We start from the raw sequence: 18210 nt of genomic DNA, 5'->3' as shown, positions 1-18210 counted from the left end.
GAAATCCAATGGCATAAGAAAGAAGTTTTCAGCCTTTTAAACGAGCTGTTTAGATAAGTGCTGAGTGCGGGCTCATCTTAATTGCGGCCACGGATTTTATGGATGATATCATTGATCAACTTGTTGTCCAAGCGGGCGCCAGGAAAGTGAGAAAAAAGCTCTCTGATATGGTTGTAGATTAGTACGCTGACGGTCTTCAAAGATGTGTGTACGGGGATGCAGATATCTAAGTGGATTTGATCACTCGTACAAGCACTTCCCAAAGGAAGGTGATAGTCATAATCAGTCCACGACTCTAAAGTACGGCCTTTCATTCCAGTGAGAACGATATTAATATTAGCACTTTTATCATCTGGAATGTAAAAAACTCTGGCGAAGTTAATGGAGGCGTCGATAATTTCACAGATGCGTGTAATCAAACTGACGGGATCCATGCATCGTTTTTCATGAAAATAGAGATCTGAATTCAAAACGCGTTTATGATAAAAGTATCCCTCGGGGCTCGCTCGCCAGAAGTCGAGGTGACTCTTTTGTTCGTGGAAAGTATCATCTTTGAAAAGTCGACAGATATAGCCTTCGAAACAATTATCGTAGGGTTCAATTGTGCTTCCTTCGGCACGTACATCTAACCAAAAAGGCCAGCCAGAAAGGTTGCGATTTGTTCCGAGGAAACGTTCTAAAAAGCGGCCGTCTAAGTTTTGTCCCATGCACTTATGATTAAGGTTTACAGAAGCCTCTAAGTAGCCATATTTACGGTTGAGTTTTGGACCCGCATTGAAAAGGAATCTTTGACGTGAATTGAGAACGAAGTTTTGAAAGGGGTTGTAGAGGTCAATGTCTTCACTAACAGTGCTGAGGGCAGTGAACTGTTGCATGAGGTCATCAAAATGGCGACGCATAAAGCGTGCAATATTTGCCTCGCGATTATCAATACAGATTTCCATCATAAAATTCATTTCATCATATTCTGCCTTTTTTGTCTCGAATTTCCCTTGTTTAAAGGCTCGAGCATAAGCGACGTTCTGTTGAATGAGCATGCGATCACCCATCATTAAAGGTTTGCGGATACCAATGATTTTTTTCACGCCTGATCCGACATTAAAAACTGGGTATTCCAAGCCGTCTTTTTTCCAGAAATTCAGGGTGACGGGAAAGGCGGATGAGCAATGACGATGAAGCAAGAGCAGTACAAAGTCGATGGAATAGATCTCTCTCACGTCTCCTTCGGGTCTGCGCTCAAGGTCGGGGCGACAATTATCATCGCTGAAGCCGATGATAAGTCTACCGCCATTGACGTTATAAAGTGCTGATAAAGCTTTGATGATTTTTGATTGATGTTCAGGATTGTCGAGATCTAACCAAGTTTTCAATTCAGTAGATAAATTTTCTACAGTGAATTCTAGAGGGTTTTGCATGACGTAATCCTTAGGGTAGATAGTGATTTAATACACTAATACTTAGACTATCTTAGCTGAAACTTTTTGTACTAAAACGATCATTATTTATTATAAATTTTCAGTGAATTCTTTGGGCTAGCTAAAGCCAATTGACTATTTCTACAGCATTTTGTGGCGGACTTAAAAATATTGTTAATTACAAAAATGTATTTTATACCTAAATTTGACGTAATTATACAATATAAATACTGGTTTGAATTTATCTTAAGAAGTTTTTAAAGAATATCATAGAAATGAAATCTATTTATTAATAATAAGCACGGAGTGTGTCAATGAGTGATGTAACATGTAAGTCGGGTTTGAGTGAATCCGAAAAATCAACAGTTTTTTGGGCTTCGTTTTTAGCCCTTATGGCCTGTGCGGTAGGTTTTACCTTCCGAGTTATGACGATGGGTAACTGGATGACTGAGTTTGGTATCGATGGTCAGGAAGCGGGTGGCATTTTTGGTGCTTCATTATGGCCGATTGCTATAACCATGATCCTTTTCAGTTTTTTAGTAGATAAAATTGGTTATAAAGTTTCAATTTACGGTGCCTTTATTTTACAGGCAATTTCTGTTGTTATGTGTGCAACTGCTGGCGATGCAAATGCTTTATGGTGGGGCTGCTTCTGTGCAGGTCTAGGTCATGGTATTGTTGAAGCGGTGATAAATCCAGTTTGTTCTTCTATGTATACAAATGATAAAAGTACCAAACTCAACATTCTTCACGCAGCATGGCCTGCAGGTATGGTGATTGGTGGTGGTATTATGCTAATACTTGGTGTGGCTGATTCAGCAACGGGTATGCCTGTAGCAGAAGCTGCTAGTGGTGTTGCTTGGCGTGCACATTCTTGGTGGATGATGGCTCCAGTAGTTATATACGGTTTCATGTTCCTTAAATCTAAATTTCCAGTTGACGAACGAGTACGTGCTAAAGTTCCTTACCTCGAAATGCTTAAAGAAGTTGGCTTTTTAGGTGCGTTCATTGCTAGTACTTTATTATTCTATGAGATCTATCGTTTAGTGACAAAAACTGAACCTACCAACCTTCTTTGGATGAGTCTTGGTTTTGGTGTGGTTATTGGCGCAATCTTTGGTGCTATTACTAAAGGTTTTGGTAAACCGCTCTTTTTCGTACTTTGTCTTATTATGATTCCTTTAGCAACAACAGAACTTGGTACTGATGCGTGGATCAAGCAGTTGATGACTCCAGTGATGGGTGTTTATGCAGGTTGGGCTTTGGTTTTGTCTGCATTCATTATGATGTTCCTCCGTTTCTTTGCAGGGACTTTATTACATCGTTTTAATCCTCCTATTGTATTGATGATCAGCTCAGTCTTTTCAATGTTAGGTTTACTCATGCTTTCCGCAGTAAGTGGTGGCATGGTTTTAGCTGCATTTGTACTTTATGCGATTGGTCAAACATTCTACTGGCCAACAGTTCTTGGTTTAGTATCTGAGCGTTTCCCAAAAGGCGGAGCATTAACGCTTAATACAGTTTCTGCTATTGGCCTACTTTCAGTAGGTATTATCGGTACACCAATCATGGGTGCTTTTTATGATAGTAACCTCGCTAAAGAGGTGAAGATAGTTTCTCCTGCGATTCATCAAACAGCTCAGAAAGATAAGACCTTTTTCTCGGCCACCTACACGGGTATTGATCAATCGGCAGCTGCGGCAGCAGCAAGTACTGCGGGACTTGATAAAGAGTTTGGTGTAGCTGTAGACAAAGCAGGTCGTGGTGCACTCAAAACGACAGCATTGGCATTCCCACTCGTAATGTTGATCTGTTTTGGTTTGATTGCCATGTGGTTTAAATCTCAAGGTGGTTACAAGCCGGTCGTTCTCGATGATGAAGATGGCGATAACAAACATAATGATCCAGAGGGCGAGCCTATCCCAGGTGTAGAACTCTAAGAATCATTATCTGATTTTTGAGCGGCTGAGTTAATTCTCAGTCGCTTTTTTTGTTTTGATTTTAGCTGAATTGACTTAATCACTTTGCTAAAGCCACACAGTGACATTAATTTGCATGAGCAAATGGAGTGCCAAAATGTTTAAGAGTTTTTTATTTACTCTCTTTTTTACAATCAATTTTTTAAGTGCCGTAAGTGATCAGGTTCTAGGGGAATCAATACAAGCATTAATTCTCAAGATTAAAGAGAATCAAAAACCTAATGGCTATATAGGTTCAGGTAATGGATTATTCACAGGAAGTGAAGCGAAAGGTTACACGGCGGCGAACGCCTTAGCCTTGGCCTATGCAGGCGTTAAAGCCAATGACCCGGTGATGAAAAAAGCTTTGGAAGCCTTATTAAATGCCCCACCGAAGCGCATTTATTCCTTATCAGTTTATATCATGCTCTTAGCTGAAGTGGATAAGGTACGTTACAAAGATGAAATTAGTAAACAAGCCCAAGTTTTAATCAAAGCTCAGGCGATGAATGGTACCTGGAATTATGGAGGCACTGGACCAGGTGATAATTCGGTAACTCAATTTGCTTTGTTAGGCTTAAACGCAGCACGTGCTGCAGGAATAAAAATCCCCGTAGAAGTTTTCGAAAAATCTCGTAAGCATTATATAAATCAGCAAAATAAAGATGGTGGATGGGGCTATGTCTCTAGTCGTTCAGTAACGCCCAGTATGACGGCTGCGGGCTTGTCATCTCTGAGTATTTGTGGAGAAGAATTAGAAGAATCCTTAGAAATGAAAAAAGGTGCGCGCTTTATAGGTAAGTATATAAGTAATCCGCATATCCAAAAATCCATGGGAAAACTTGAGCAATACCTTAAAACATCACCGCAATCCATTTTTTCTAATGGTTATACAAGTTATGGCTTAGAGCGTGTTGGCATCTTTTTTGATCGTCGTTATTTGGCAGGTGTTGATTGGTATCGTTTTGGTGCCGAATCGATGATTCGCAATCAATTTCGTTTTAGTACTCATAGTGAGACATTCTTTCCCTTACTCTTTTTAGCAAAGGGGAATACTCCTTTGCTGATGGGGAAAATCTCTCCTAGCTTTGCCAAGAAAAATTCAAATCTGAGAAGAAATGATTGTCGTAACATGATGAAAGATTTATCCAACTTACTCAGTACAAAAGTCGACTGGGAGCAAGTGAATTTAAGTGAAGCTAATACATCTCTTGGCAAGCTTCCGATTTTATATTGGTCGGGTTATAATGTGACGCGTTTGACTGATGATGAGAATGATGTTTTGAAAAAATTCCTCAATGATGGTGGCACGCTTGTTATTGCTCCTGCATTAAATAGTAGAGCCTTCAGTGATGGCGCACTACAGGAAATTCGTAAGATTTATCCCACTGCAGTTTTTGAATACCTTTCCACAGATCATGAATTAAGACAGATGTATTATGACCTTCGCACAAGTGATTTACCTCTTCGCGTTTTGAGCTCCCATTGTTCTAAGCACCGGGTGTTTTTATTAAAAGACGATTTTTCTATTCAGTATGAAGCAAAAAAAGTACATAAAATAAATCGTCTGACTTTAGCAAATTTAGCCCGTTTTGCGATGCGAGAAAAACCCTTGCTCGGTCGTTTAGTAAAGAAACAATTATTAGTAGATAAACAAGAAAAAGCTAAGAAAATCATTGTCGATGAAGACGATGATCAAGACGGCATGCAATTAGCCTATTTATCCTATTCAGGAGTTGAGTCCTTAAATAAAAAAGCCCAAGGTTTGGAGCTTATGCAAGCTTACTTTAGGCAAGGGATGACTTTTCCCTCTCGCAATAAAGCCAAAGAGGTGGACTTACGTGACCTCAAAGCGATGCAACAAAATCCCTTTATTTGTTTTTCGGGTGCAAAAAAAGTAGATCTTAGCCAAATTGAAAAAGCTAACCTAAAGTTTTATCTCGAAAATGGAGGTTTTATTTTTTGTGAAAATACCTGTTCGAAACAGGCTTTTAGTGATTCCATTAAAGAGCTATTACTTGAATTATTTCCCAAGGAAAAATTGAGTGCTATTCCCAATGATCACGTGCTCTATAAAGAGCCTTACTCACAGGGACTAAAGTTAATCGGTAATGCGAAAGGAGATCAAGATTTTCTTCAAGGTTTGCGATTATCGCAACGTTATGTTTTAGTAATGTCTCCTTATGATTTGAGTACCTCGATTGCAGGTGGGGCTGAATCCTTTGGTGGTTTAGATACAGAATCGGCTATACGTCTTTTTACGAATATAATTTCTTACGCATTGAGTTATTAACTTACTTGTTGATTTTAATCACGAGAGTAAAATAGCCTCATATAAAATAAGGTAAGTCATGCTAACAGAAGAAGAAAAATTAAGGTATAGCCGTCATTTACTTTTAGATGGCTTTGGTGAAAAGGCCCAGATTAAACTGAAGCAAAGCTCAGTTCTATTAATTGGTGCAGGTGGGCTTGGTTGTCCAGTGGGACTTTATCTAGCAGCGGCAGGTGTCGGAAGAATTACTATTCTTGATTTTGACCTCGTTGAAAATTCCAATTTACAGAGACAAATCGCCTTTGAAACTAATGATTTGGGGCTGCCAAAATCTGAAGTGTTAGCGGCTAAAATGCGTCAACTTAATCCTTATATCACAGTGAATTCAACCTCGAGTGAATTTGATCAAGAAAATGCTCCAGAATTAATGAAAGATCACGATGTCTTGGTAGATGGATCCGATAACTTTAGTACTCGTTACTTATGTAATGACGTGAGCTTTTTTGCTAAAAAGCCTTTGATATTTGCAGCTGTTTCACGCTTTAGTGGACAAATTAGTGTTTTTAATCAGACTGCAGAATCCCCTTGCTATCGCTGTTTGTTTCCTCAGAAACCTGAATCCGACATGAGTGCTAATTGTTCAGAAGCAGGAGTATTGGGGGCCTTAGTAGGAGTTTTAGGGACCATGCAAGCGGTGGAATGTCTTAAAGTTCTTAGTGGAGTAGGGGAAAGTGCTTCAGGTAAGTTTATCACTTATGATATGATGACCAGTCAGTTTAATAATTTTAAATTGTCTAAGTCGAAAAGCTGTGATTTATGTGGAGAAAACGCGAGTATAAAAACGTTGATTACTCAGCAAGAAAAATGTGAATTGGAACTTAAGTCCTCAATAAATATAGATGAGTTTAAAGAAATCTACGAAAGGGAGCAGTTTGAACTTCTTGATATAAGAGAAAATGCGGAGCAAGAACTCTTTCCTTTGCCTTACTCAACGCGTCATATTCCCTTGAGCGAATTAAAACAAAGACTTAATGAGCTAGATTCAAAAAAACTCTACTGTACTTTGTGCCAATATGGTGAACGCTCGAGAAAAGCTTACTTAATTTTAAAGAAAAATGCTATTCAATCTTATTACCTCAATGATGGAATGGATAAACTTTTATAGGTTTCCCCAATAATAATGAATTATTATTCTGATATATTTCCCAAACGTCCCTATCTTAAAGATTTGCAATTGGATGATTTTCCAAAATCACCGGCTTATATCATAGATGAACAAGCCTTGGAAAGGAATCTGAAAATCCTCAAGCAGGTGAAGGATCAAACTTCCTGTAAAATTCTTTTAGCTTTGAAGGGCTTTGCCACTTACAAAACCTTTCCTTTGATCAAAGAATATTTAGATGGTTGTTGCGCCTCATCTCTATGGGAAGCTCAGCTCGCACGCGAAGAATTTGGCTTAGAAGTGCATACTTATGCCCCTGCCTTTAGACAAGAGGAAATTACGCAGATAGCGCATTTATCGGATCATCTTATTTTTAATTCCGTACAGCAATTAGAGCGGTATAAAGACTCATTAAATAATGTAGAAATTGGACTGAGAGTTAATCCTGAACATTCTGAGACAGAGGTGGATTTATACAATCCCTGCTCGAAATTCTCACGTTTAGGAGCTCGAATTAGCGATTTGGATCAATTGAATCCGGAGAATATTTCGGGTTTACATATGCATACACTCTGCCAAAAAGGAGCCGATGCCTTGGCGCGTACTCTTGAGGTTTTCGAAGAAAAGTTCACTCGTTTTTTACCTCATTTGAAATGGTTGAACTTGGGTGGAGGTCATCATATAACGCAAGTCGATTATGATTTAGATTTATTGATTAAGCTCATTAATAACTTGAAAGCTAAATATGACCTACAAGTCTATTTAGAACCAGGAGAAGCAGTCGCAATCAATACGGGATCATTGTTGTGCACGGTATTAGAAGTCTTTGAATCCGCAGGTTTTAAACATGTGATACTCGATTTATCAGCGACTTGTCACATGCCAGATGTTTTAGAAATGCCTTACCGACCCGATATCAGAGGGGCGGCAGAGGACGGCGTAAAAGCTTTTACTTATCGCTTAGGAGGAATGTCTTGTCTTGCGGGAGATAACTTTGGTATTTACTCATTTGATGCAGAGCTACAAGTGGGTGATCGCCTCTTGTTTGATGATATGAGTCACTACACCATGGTGAAGACAAGCTTCTTCAATGGTGTGGGTCACCCCTCTATTTATTTGCGAAATAAAGACAATGAAAATGTACTGCTAAGAGAGTTCTCTTACTCAGATTATAAGAATAAGCTATAAACTAGATAAGTAGTTTTGGCATAAGACTTGGCAAATCTTATCGACTTCAATAAGTGGCTGTTTATGTTGCAGAGCGATCGCCTTCATATCTTCGAATTCAGCGCTGGCTTTAATAGCCTTGTTAGCTTGATATCCCACTTTTATTTTTAATGCTCCCCATGGACTGTCGATTGACTGCTCTTTACGCTCTAGGATAATTCGTTTTTCTTCTCTAATTCTGAGACCAAAGCTACTCGTTTCAGTTAAAATCAAACGAGCAAATTTATCCGTATCTTCGGGCTTACAAATGACTTGTAATTGACTGGCCGAACGAGATTTTTTCATTTGTATGGGAATGACGCAGAGATCTAAAGCGCCTTCAGCCATGGCAGTTTCAAAGAAGTGAGCAAGAACTTCAGGATTCATATCATCAATATTTGTCGTCAAAACACTGACGGAATCCCTATTCTCTACACCGCTTTCTTCAAGCAGCATGACTTTTAAGACATTGGCATGAGAAGAGAAAGTTTTTTTGCCTGCGCCGTAGGAAATATTTTTAATTGAGCCACTAAAATCACCACTAAAATCTTGACAAAAAGTTTTTATTAAAGCTGCCCCAGTGGGCGTTGTTAGCTCAAATTTTGCGGGACCCGCAAAAATGGGGATACCTTGGAGTAAAAGTGAAGTGGCAGGAGCAGGTATCGGTAAAATTCCATGAGCCATTTTTCTGGTGCCACTTCCTACTGCAACGGGCGAGGAAAGTACCTTCTCTACCTTGAGTGCATAAAAAGCCGAGCAAGCGGTACAGATGTCGGCAATAGCATCAATAGCACCAACTTCGTGGAAGTGAACTGTGTCAAAAGTTTTGCCATGAATTTGAGCTTCAGCTTTTGCTAAATGAGTAAAAGCTTCGATAGCTAATTTTTTAGCGCCATCAGGCATTGCGGAAGCTTTGATAGTGGCAATAATTTTATTAGGTGTACGAGCCTCATCATGTGAGTGATCGTGTGAGTGATCGTGTGAGTGATCGTGTGAGTGATCGTGTGAGTGATCGTGTGAGTGATCGTGTGAGTGATCGTGTGAGTGATCGTGTGAGTGATCGTGTGAGTGATCGTGTGAGTGATCGTGTGAGTGATCGTGTGAGTGATCGTGTGAGTGATCGTGTGAGTGATCGTGTGAGTGATCGTGTGAGTGATCGTGTGAGTGATCGTGTGAGTGATCGTGTGAGTGATCGTGTGAGTGATCGTGTGAGTGATCGTGTGAGTGATCGTGTTGAATATGAATGTCATCAACGAAGTCATTACTAGCTTCGTCTAAGACTTTAAATGAATAAGCGGAAATACCATTTTTTATAGTGGGTTCAAGCTTAGTTTGATAGGAGCCTATATCAGGAAGTTGAGAAAATATTTGGTTTTGGGTGTCTTTGTCGAGTAGGCCGAGTAGGGCAGCGGAAAACATGTCGCCAGCAAGTCCAGAAAAAGGGTCGATAAATAAAGTTCTCATTGAAGTTCCATAATTAATTTCAATTAATTTAGCATGGAGTCTAACAAACAAAAGCCCCGGCACTGAATAGTGTCGGGGCTAATGTAGATAAGATCTTTGCTCTATGCGGCAGATCTATAAATCAAACCTTGAAGCTCATGAGGAGCTAATTTGCAACGCAGCTTTCTTAAGGCCTCTTGTTGAAGCTGACGAACTCGTTCGGAAGTAAGGTTCACCAATGCACTCGTTTCAGAGAGTGTTTTAGCATGACCGTCATCCAAGCCGAAACGTGCAGAAAGAATTTTGTATTCGCGTTCAGTAAGTTCTTGGCGAACGATTTCCATCAAAGTTTTGTAGCCATCATGGAACTCCATAACTTCACGTGGACTTGCAGCTTGAGTATCTGGAATGAGCTCACCCTTTTCAGTAGCTTTACCATCTTGGCTGATTTGTTCATTGATCGAGAATGAAGAAGTATCAACGTGCAGGCTGGTAGATCTAACTAATCTTGGGCTAATTCCAACTTCTTTAGCGACCGCATTGTCGTCACTGACCTTACCATTTTTTTGCTGAATCTTTAAACGAGCATTTTTGATTTTTTGCATACGTAGCAAGGACTGTACTGGTACACGAACAATTCTTTGGCTATCGCGGATAGCTCTGCGGATGTTTTGTTTAATCCACCAAGCTGCATAAGAAGCGAATTTAGCGCCGTGACCAGGTCTGAAGCGTTGGGCCGCTTTAACTAAGCCGTGATTGCCTTCAGCAATTAACTCAGCTAATGCAACGCCTCTTTTCATATATTGTTTAGAAATTGTTACGACTAAGCGCAGGTTGGCTAGAGTAAGTTCTTGAATTGCAGATTCATCGCCTTGTGCAATTTTATTGGCTAGTACAATTTCTCTATCGCTATCAATAAGATCGTAATCGCCTAAGTGCTTTAAGTAGTTATCCAGTGAGTTAGCTACCATTGTGTCTCTCCGTTAATTTTTATGTTCTATAGACAATTCAGAGAAAAAGATGATTCCTTACAAGTATTTGTATAAAAAGATTGATTTTTTATTATTTGACTGGGAAAAAATTAAATTTTAACTATAAAAAGCTGTTTACGGGGGAACATAAAGTAGAGCACTATCTGTCTAAAAAAAAAATATGGCCCAATCAAGGATGTCATTCAAAATAAAAGATAGCGTATTTGTAATTCAATATATACGATGAGCGAGATAGGATTAATCAGGAATCAGGAATCAGGAATCAGGAATCAGGAATCAGGAATCAGGAATCAGGAATCAGGAATCAGGAATCAGGAATCAGGAATCAGGAATCAGGAATCAGGAATCAGGAATCAGGAATCAGGAATCAGGAATCAGGAATCAGGAATCAGGAATCAGGAATCAGGAATCAGGAATCAGGAATCAGGAATCAGGAATCAGGAATCAGGAATCAGGAATCAGGAATCAGGAATCAGGAATCAGGAATCAGGAATCAGGAATCAGGAATCAGGAATCAGGAATCAGGAATCAGTGTCTTGTCCTGATATAGCTACTCGCAAATTCTTCTTATTTCTAAGTTAAATAAGCAGTCCTATTTTTGAGAAGAAAAAATTTCCCAATCAGCTTTATCCTCAAAGTAAGCGTGTAGAGTATTCATTACTGTGAGTAAGCGACGTCCCCAATGGAATTCAAAGGTCAGGCGCCAATGCCATAGGCCATCATTCTCAAAGCCCTGTTTATAGAGGGCCAAACCTTCAGCGACATCTTGATAGATATCAGCTAACTCTTCTTGGATATCAGTTCGAATGAGTTCATCATCATCTTGTAGGGGATTAATAACATCAATATAAGAAGTTACAGGGAGAGCTTCAAAGCGATCGTAAACATTGCGCCATTGATCAATAGGAATGCGCTTTTCAGAATGAAAATCTTCTTCTTCAGGTAAGTCGAGTCCAGCTAAACCTAAGAGGGCCGCATAGAGTAGTGACATATTTTGTAAGCCAATACGAGCTTCATTTTCAGTATCAGTAGGTTCATTTTCCGCCCAATCACAAAAGTTTTGTGAAGCATTAACTAAAGTATCAAAAATTTCATTTGTAGACATGATAAACCCCATTTGTTTGATGATTCAAACTAACTGTGAGTTTGACGCTTTCCAGTCATTCAGCTATTTTTATTTTATTAAAATATAGGGATTGTTTATGCAGAAATGGGAACAGAAAAGTTCAGAGCTTGTTTTTGAAGCAGGTTTTATGAAATTACGAAAAAATAAATGTGTTAATCCAAGGAATTCCCATGTGGGGGATTATTACGTTTTTCATTTCCCCGATTGGGTAACAATCGTGCCTTTTACTCAGCAAGGTAATGTTGTCATGATTCGCCAGTACCGTCATGGAAGTCAAGAATATGAGTTAGAACTTCCCGGTGGAGCCATTGAAAAAGGTGAAGATGTGGTGGAAGCGGGCATACGTGAACTGCAAGAAGAAAGCGGTGGAACTTGTTCCGACTATGAACTCTTAGGCAAAGTGCGTCCCAACCCTTCAATGCAAGATAACTGGTGCTACACAGTGCTTGCCAAAGATGTTCAACTGGGGTCAGTGCGTAATATGGACCTAGGCGAAGATATCGAAGTCTTAGAAATGACTCCTAGAGAACTTAAGCAAGCGATAAAGTCTGGTGAATTAAATAATGCCATGATGATCTCATCCCTCTACTTAGCGGATGCTTTATAAAATAAGCGCTATGTCAAGGCTTTTACAAAAGCCTTACAAAGTCATGACTGACAAGTTTTATATTATGAATTACTATTGATTACTCTATCAAAAAAGGAAAGTACAAATGAAGCACTTATTAATACTCATGGCCTTGTTACCCAGTTTGATTTTTGCCTACGCAGAAAAAACTGTGGTCTCAATTATTAATGTTGAAGTATCGAAAAAAATCAGTTCCTCTGCAGGTGCTGAAATTGAAGAGCTTTTGAATGCCTTTCTAAGTGTGAATGATGAATTACTAGTGGTGGAAAGAAAAAAACTTGAAGACCTATTAAAAGAACAAGCGAGTTCTGAAGCGGGTTTCATGGATGAAGAAAGCCGTGTGAAAGTCCAAAAACTTTATGGAGTGAAATACTTTATTTCCGCTAAACTTTTTTCAGTTGGTAGCAAGATGTATTTGACCACAAATGTTATAGATGTGGAAACAAGTGAAAAGAAAACTTTCATGGTGAAAACATCCGCACGAGGTGATTATTCAGATTTAGCAGAACAATCCGGTGAGAAATTATTGCTGGCGATAGATGATTTAAGTTCAAAACAGAAAGTAGTTAAGCTTGAAGATCCAAGAGATATTTTAAAAGCAAAATTCAAGGGGCAGGAACTACCTACCGTCGCCATATTTATTGAAGAGCAGCATGTCGCTCAAGCAGTGATTGATCCTGCGGCTCAAACTGAATTAATGGATATTATGAAACAAGCGGGCTTTGTGGTTAAAGAATATAAATCATCAATCAAATCAGATCTATTTGAGGATGGAATAAAAGAAATTAAAGCTGATTTAAAAGATGTGGATATTATTATCCTAGGTGAAGGTATCAGTCAATTTGCCTTGAGGCGCGGAGAATTAATCTCGTGTAAAGCAAGATTAGAAATCAAAGCACTTCAGAAAAATAATGAAAAAGTTTTAGCAATAAAAAGTTTAACCAGCTCGGGCGTAGATGTCAGCGAAGCGATTGCAGGAAAAGAAGCACTGCAAAATTGTGCCAATAACCTTGCTGTAAAATTTATAAGTGAAATGATGGAAACCTGGAAAGAAAAGTGATCAGATGGTCAATACTCTTCCTGAGCGTATCACTACTTTACGGAGCTCAGGAGGAGATCGTTTTAAAAAATGAGAGTCGGAGTTTTTGGAGTGGGAAAAAGTTTACTTATGAATTGGATGAAAAAATCTTCTCTGAAGCTTCAATTCAATGGCGACTTAGTTTATCGAATAAAACAATTGCCCAAGGAACTTTAAATTTACAGCGTGAACAAACGATAAACTGGGATCTGCCCAAAGTTAAAGACGCGAGTGTGATTAAGGGCCAATTAGAATTGCTGTCATCACAAAGTCAAAAAAAATACATTGTGCCATTCTATGTAATAGGAGAGAAGCTCTTTCAGTTAAAGCATGAGAAGCTTTCGATTCTTAGTGAAAAATTTGAATCCATTGATGAAGAAACTCTAAAAAATCAAAGGGTGAATTTTGAATTAGTGAATGACTTTGAAATCGTCAAATCAAAAAAACTTATTCTCTATGAAGTCACTATTTATGATGAATTACTTGAAGAGCTTAAATCTTACACGAAGAAAGGTGGTGAAGTTTGGCTCTTTGGTGGATCAAAGCAGTTCTTAGATCTTAAATCGTGGGAGATCTCTAAAGTCGAGTTAATCAGCAGTGAATTTTTATCAAAAGAGATAAAAGGTTTTAATCAACTAGCCGTGAAATTAAGTCATTATTGGAAATTTGATTCGGGACTTCAGCAAGTCGAGTGTGTAGAAATCACAGAAGACACACACTTAAAACCCCTCATAAGAATTACTCATGGCAAAGGCTCAATTAATTTCTGTACCATTGACTTAAACGAATCAATCGAAAAAGATCCATCAGGGCTGCTATTAATAAATCATTTCTTAAAAAATAATTTCATATTAAAATGAAATTCTTTTATTATGTCTTAGGGATCAGTGCAGTTTTAATAAATGTACTTCAAGCCCAAACAGTGCTCGTTGATCATAGCTCCGAAAATCCAGATGACTTGTGGTCTATGGGCGCGGCGGATGTAATGAGTTTTTATCTACAGGAGCAGGGGCTCGAGGTCGTTCACCGCGATCAGCTAAATTCAATGATAAATGAGCTCTCCATTGCAGATGCGAAGATCGCAAATACAGATATTCGTAAAGGTCAGTGGAAAGGAGCTGAGTTCATTGTTACAGGCACGATATTGGAGTCAAAGAAAGGCTTGTTTCTAAAAGTAGGAGTTCATCAAAGGGGAAATGGAGCTCAATTATATACTTACCAAAAATCCTATGAAGATAAAGATAGCTTAGCCTCTGAAGTAGAAAGTCAGGCGCGTCACATCGCACGCATACTCTTGAAAAATCAGATAAAGAAAAAGAATCCTAATAAAAAAGATGAGATCAATTATTTTCGAGGAGTAAATGCACTCACTTTAATGCATTACTATCGTGCCGTGCAGTTGATGCAAAGCAATAGGGAAACTGAAGCAATAGTTGAATTTATTTATTTAACACAGAGAGCTCCAAGTTTTGAATTACCCTATTATTGGCTGATAAGTTTTTTTGAAAAATGTGATTTGAATCACTTAGCCAGAGCCTATAGAAATGTTCTTTCAGTTGAAGGACTAAAGGCTTCTCAGCTTCAATTAAAAACTAAAAAAAGAATTTTCCTTAGGCTTTCTGAGTCAGTTTCAAGTGAGCAAGTAGCCGATCTTTATAGTGTGCTTTTTAAAGCTGGTTTTACACTTGTGGATTCTGAGAGTATTGAGAAAAGCGAACAGGAAGGAGATTTACAAAAGTGGGGATTTGTCAATAATCACAAAGCAATCTCACAATTAGAACAATATGCGAGCTCGTATGCCATTAATCTCGAAAGTGAAAATGATGAATTAATTGTTTCATTGAGACGTACTCGTGATGGAAAATTACTGATGAGTCATTCGTACTCGGAACTACAAAAAACTCATTTTGAAGCCCTTAAATCAGCCTTGCTTACTGGGCATACGTCCAAGGAGGAAAATAGTGAGGATAAGTCACTTTCGTCAGTATCTCATTTGCAGAGTGTCTATAAAAATAAACGTTATTTATTGAGGGATGTATTAGAAGATATTAAGGGCGGGATTGAGCCTGAGGTTAAAATTTTCATTTTAGTGAATGACTTTCGAGAGGAATTCGAAAATTTCAAAGTGGCCTTGTGGCAGGATTTATTTGCTCAAAATAAAAGTGATTTAGCTTATTATTACGAATGTCAATTTCTGTATCAAAAACATGGACTAAATGGAGTCCGCATGGAAGATGATGAGGTGACACGCAATGTTTTTTACCACATGGGCAAAGGCTATTTACGCTATAGAGAAAAGAAGTATGCGGCCTATATGGAAGATATTCTAAAGATTAAGAAAGATGTACCCATTAAAGCTAAATTTACATTTAAATATAATCAGTCTTTCGACGATTTTAAACGTCAAAAATGGGAAGAGGCAAAGAGTACTTTTCTGGAATCAGAAAAATTTCTACATCGTGCTGATTTTAAACATCAAAGTACGAAAGATCATATCCAAGCCTCGCTCTACGAAATGTTAGTGCTCTGTGATCAGAAGATGAAGCGTCCAGCAAGCCCAGAAATAGAAGCATGGTTAAAAACATATAAGCAACAATGGCGTAAAGTTTATATAAAAGAGTTTTTAACTCCTTACGTGATAAGTGGCATTAATTATTTTAAAAAAGGTGGGACAGATGACTATGCTTGGCATGTGAATAAGCCCAAAGTTAATATTCATCAATCACGTATCGAATTGAGCTACCTTCAGGAAGAGCAAAAAGAATTACTTACTTGGCCAATGTTCCCACAAAAATTTAATATAGAGACTTACAAACTTTGTGAACAATATGTCGATTTATACACAGCCTTAGTTAAAATGCCAGAAAAACAAAAATGGCAACACGAGCGTTTTTCGACTTTTTTAAAGGCAGTCAGTCATCTCACGGTGCGAGTTGATTATCATTTAAATAAAAACCGCGAAAATGCTATTTTAGCAGTGGTGCCTAGACTTAATATAAGTCAGCAAGCCAAGTTATTATCAATGATGGGTAAATATGATAGGGCAGAAGAACTTATTTATCTTTCCAAGAATAAAGGCAATACATATTATTTTTCAAGTCTTAGTCGTTTGAAAGGAAAAACTTTATCTCGAGTACAATTTTATCAATTTGAGAAGGGTGCATATAGCTCAACTCAAAAGGGTAAAGAAATGCGTCCTTCTAGCTTATATTCTCTCTATAAAGATGCGTTGGATGAACGCGATTTTGTATTTGCAGATAAATTGATAAAGGACCTGGCAAAACAAAAGCAGCGAGATCAAACCTGGCAATATAGTCATGAAGTAGGAATATCATTTATGAAAGCGGAGCTTCTGCGTCGACAGGGAGAAAGCTTTGTCGCTTTGAGCGCATTCAGAAAACTGCAAAAGCAACTATGGAAGACCGCGCCAGCTTATTGCTTTGTGAGCAATGTAGAGAAATTAGTGCATGAACGCCTGCTTTATTTGGAAACCGTCCCTCAACAATACAATTCACCGAGCTCATGGAAAGTGAAGAGGATATATACCATTAATGACCGTACACCTGAAGGTGAAAAAGTTAATTGTCTAGATCACCTTAATACAGAGCAAAGAAAACTTTTTGACAAGATATATAAGATACTCTATTTCAGGGATAGCCTGAGTTCATCTTGGGTGATGAAAAATGGCGGAAATGATTTTATTAAAAAATTTGGTGCGAGTGCTATACCCGCATTAATGAAGATTTTGGATAATGATAAACGCACCTGGCGCCAAGAATTTATAACAGAAACTCTCTTGGAGAAACTGGCCCTTGCTGAAAATGAAATTATTTTTCTCGAAGCTTTTCAGCGTGATTTTCAATACTTAGACTTAGCTTTAAAAGCCAATCCAAAAAAAGCGGCGATCATTCTACAGAGAAACGCGTGGGTATTTGCTGGCGAAGTCTTGCTCATACCCTTGCGGGTATTGGATTATAAAATAGAAAATTTATATCCCGAGGTTTATGCTCAATGTTTAAAATTAAACAGTAATTATGCTCAGAATTTTGAGAAACTGAGAAAGAATTTAGTAAGCAGTAGCCAAGAACAAAAAGAGCAACTTCGCCTCGTTTTAAGAAAAGCTTTAGTCTTGCATAAGGCAATTGAAATGAATTCATTTCATGAACGCTACGTTAATTCTTTAGCAAAAACGGCATTTATGTCAGGTGAGATTGATGGCTTGCGCTTATTGATTGATTCAAGCCAGTTAGCATCCTCGCACCGTTCTTACCTGGTTACTCCAGAATTGATGAAGATTGTACGTGCAAGTACAAAGGATCTCAATATCAATACTTTGCGTACACTGCAAGAACTGATGTATCTATTGCAGTGGGATTATAAGTCTATGAAGTGGTATTTATCCGAGCAAACTTTGAAGGATAAGGCCGTTATCGAACTCATTGCAAGTGACAAGAAAATTGCTACAAAAGATTTAGATACAGTCCATCGAAATTTAGATATACTTGATTTAAATAAATGGACAATTGAGAGCTCAGAAACAAAAATGAGCGATCAGAATCCCTTTAATCAAAATAATCCCTATATTGATATTTGTGATGGCAGTATAAAATGTCGTTTCAGAGAAAATGGGCCGGGGAAAGTGAGTAGCTTCTGGATTAAACCAGGAAATGCTTCACTTGTTTTTTATCCTATTAAACATGGAGAAAAATTCGATAAGTATCAGCTTAAAGAAAAATATAAGTTACGAAAAAATCTCGTAAAGGGACATGAAATGAGTGTGAGTGTCGTGAAGCCCTTAAACTTCTTGATTCGCTCTTACGCAAAACCCAATAAAATAGTATTGCTCCACCCGGAGAAGATTAGCGATAAGAAATATCAATTGACCTACAAGATTTTTAATCTAAAAGAAAAATGATCAGGAGAGTGAAGC

Annotated in this window: 13 protein-coding genes; 9 read left to right on the top strand and 4 right to left on the bottom strand. The window is 38.2% G+C overall.

Annotation, left to right across the window (positions count from 1 at the left end; all coding sequences use genetic code 11):
• Positions 1-77: 77 nt before the first annotated feature.
• Positions 78-1415 (bottom strand): hypothetical protein, encoded by a 1338-nt coding sequence (locus PQO03_RS17525; RefSeq protein ID WP_274152144.1) that lies wholly within the window; start codon positions 1413-1415, stop codon positions 78-80.
• 314 nt (positions 1416-1729) lie between these two features.
• Here PQO03_RS17525 and PQO03_RS17520 point away from each other — a divergent pair, with 314 nt between their 5' ends.
• From PQO03_RS17520 to nspC, 4 genes are all read left to right on the top strand, one after another.
• The gene (locus PQO03_RS17520; protein ID WP_274152142.1) at positions 1730-3355 is read left to right on the top strand and encodes an MFS transporter; all 1626 of its coding nucleotides are present in this window, start codon (positions 1730-1732) and stop codon (positions 3353-3355) included.
• A 136-nt stretch (positions 3356-3491) separates the two neighbouring features.
• Positions 3492-5666, top strand: a complete 2175-nt coding sequence (locus PQO03_RS17515; RefSeq protein WP_274152140.1) for a DUF4159 domain-containing protein — start codon at positions 3492-3494, stop codon at positions 5664-5666.
• 58 nt (positions 5667-5724) lie between these two features.
• Positions 5725-6810, top strand: a complete 1086-nt coding sequence (gene moeB / locus PQO03_RS17510) for a HesA/MoeB/ThiF family protein (RefSeq protein WP_274152138.1) — start codon at positions 5725-5727, stop codon at positions 6808-6810.
• Positions 6811-6825: 15 nt separating this feature from the next.
• A complete protein-coding gene (nspC, locus tag PQO03_RS17505) occupies positions 6826-7995 on the top strand; it encodes a carboxynorspermidine decarboxylase (RefSeq protein ID WP_274152136.1) in 1170 nt (389 codons plus the stop codon).
• Here nspC and larC read toward each other — a convergent pair.
• Both larC and PQO03_RS17495 read right to left on the bottom strand, forming a co-directional pair.
• Complete coding sequence (gene larC / locus PQO03_RS17500; RefSeq protein WP_274154321.1) at positions 7990-9432, bottom strand: nickel pincer cofactor biosynthesis protein LarC; 1443 nt, start codon at positions 9430-9432, stop codon at positions 7990-7992. The genes nspC and larC overlap by 6 nt on opposite strands.
• A 146-nt stretch (positions 9433-9578) precedes the next feature.
• Positions 9579-10427, bottom strand: a complete 849-nt coding sequence (locus tag PQO03_RS17495) for a sigma-70 family RNA polymerase sigma factor (protein WP_274152134.1) — start codon at positions 10425-10427, stop codon at positions 9579-9581.
• Between the two features lie 243 nt (positions 10428-10670).
• Between PQO03_RS17495 and PQO03_RS17490 the strand changes: the two genes are divergently transcribed.
• Positions 10671-11030, top strand: a complete 360-nt coding sequence (locus PQO03_RS17490; protein WP_274152132.1) for a hypothetical protein — start codon at positions 10671-10673, stop codon at positions 11028-11030.
• 10 nt (positions 11031-11040) lie between these two features.
• Here PQO03_RS17490 and PQO03_RS17485 read toward each other — a convergent pair whose 3' ends face one another.
• Complete coding sequence (locus PQO03_RS17485; RefSeq protein WP_274152130.1) at positions 11041-11553, bottom strand: DUF5063 domain-containing protein; 513 nt, start codon at positions 11551-11553, stop codon at positions 11041-11043.
• Positions 11554-11650: 97 nt separating this feature from the next.
• Here PQO03_RS17485 and PQO03_RS17480 point away from each other — a divergent pair, with 97 nt between their 5' ends.
• The 4 genes from PQO03_RS17480 to PQO03_RS17465 all read left to right on the top strand — a co-directional run bounded on the left by PQO03_RS17480 (position 11651) and on the right by PQO03_RS17465 (position 18195).
• Complete coding sequence (locus PQO03_RS17480) at positions 11651-12181, top strand: NUDIX hydrolase (RefSeq protein WP_274152128.1); 531 nt, start codon at positions 11651-11653, stop codon at positions 12179-12181.
• A 106-nt stretch (positions 12182-12287) separates the two neighbouring features.
• Positions 12288-13262, top strand: coding sequence for a CsgG/HfaB family protein (locus PQO03_RS17475; RefSeq protein ID WP_274152126.1), 975 nt, complete (start codon positions 12288-12290; stop codon positions 13260-13262).
• Entirely contained in the window at positions 13259-14140 is an 882-nt protein-coding gene (locus PQO03_RS17470; protein ID WP_274152124.1) for a hypothetical protein, read from the top strand. Before PQO03_RS17475 ends, PQO03_RS17470 begins: the two co-directional genes overlap by 4 nt.
• Positions 14137-18195: a hypothetical protein gene (locus PQO03_RS17465; protein WP_274152122.1), complete on the top strand. Its 4059-nt coding sequence runs from the start codon at positions 14137-14139 to the stop codon at positions 18193-18195. Before PQO03_RS17470 ends, PQO03_RS17465 begins: the two co-directional genes overlap by 4 nt.
• Positions 18196-18210: the final 15 nt, after the last annotated feature.

It is taken from the genome of Lentisphaera profundi (assembly GCF_028728065.1).
In the GTDB taxonomy this organism is placed as follows: domain Bacteria; phylum Verrucomicrobiota; class Lentisphaeria; order Lentisphaerales; family Lentisphaeraceae; genus Lentisphaera; species Lentisphaera profundi.
Note: the sequence above shows the minus strand (reverse complement) of the source record. Positions and strands in the feature narration are given on the sequence as shown.

Bases quoted from the DNA above. Each gene is read 5' to 3' on its own strand.
- PQO03_RS17525 (WP_274152144.1), bottom strand. From the start codon at position 1,415: ATGCAAAACCCTCTAGAATTCACTGTAGAAAATTTATCTACTGAATTG.
- PQO03_RS17520 (WP_274152142.1), top strand. From the start codon at position 1,730: ATGAGTGATGTAACATGTAAGTCGGGTTTGAGTGAATCCGAAAAATCA.
- PQO03_RS17515 (WP_274152140.1), top strand. From the start codon at position 3,492: ATGTTTAAGAGTTTTTTATTTACTCTCTTTTTTACAATCAATTTTTTA.
- moeB (WP_274152138.1), top strand. From the start codon at position 5,725: ATGCTAACAGAAGAAGAAAAATTAAGGTATAGCCGTCATTTACTTTTA.
- nspC (WP_274152136.1), top strand. From the start codon at position 6,826: ATGAATTATTATTCTGATATATTTCCCAAACGTCCCTATCTTAAAGAT.
- larC (WP_274154321.1), bottom strand. From the start codon at position 9,432: ATGTTTTCCGCTGCCCTACTCGGCCTACTCGACAAAGACACCCAAAAC.
- PQO03_RS17495 (WP_274152134.1), bottom strand. From the start codon at position 10,427: ATGGTAGCTAACTCACTGGATAACTACTTAAAGCACTTAGGCGATTAC.
- PQO03_RS17490 (WP_274152132.1), top strand. From the start codon at position 10,671: ATGAGCGAGATAGGATTAATCAGGAATCAGGAATCAGGAATCAGGAAT.
- PQO03_RS17485 (WP_274152130.1), bottom strand. From the start codon at position 11,553: ATGTCTACAAATGAAATTTTTGATACTTTAGTTAATGCTTCACAAAAC.
- PQO03_RS17480 (WP_274152128.1), top strand. From the start codon at position 11,651: ATGCAGAAATGGGAACAGAAAAGTTCAGAGCTTGTTTTTGAAGCAGGT.
- PQO03_RS17475 (WP_274152126.1), top strand. From the start codon at position 12,288: ATGAAGCACTTATTAATACTCATGGCCTTGTTACCCAGTTTGATTTTT.
- PQO03_RS17465 (WP_274152122.1), top strand. From the start codon at position 14,137: ATGAAATTCTTTTATTATGTCTTAGGGATCAGTGCAGTTTTAATAAAT.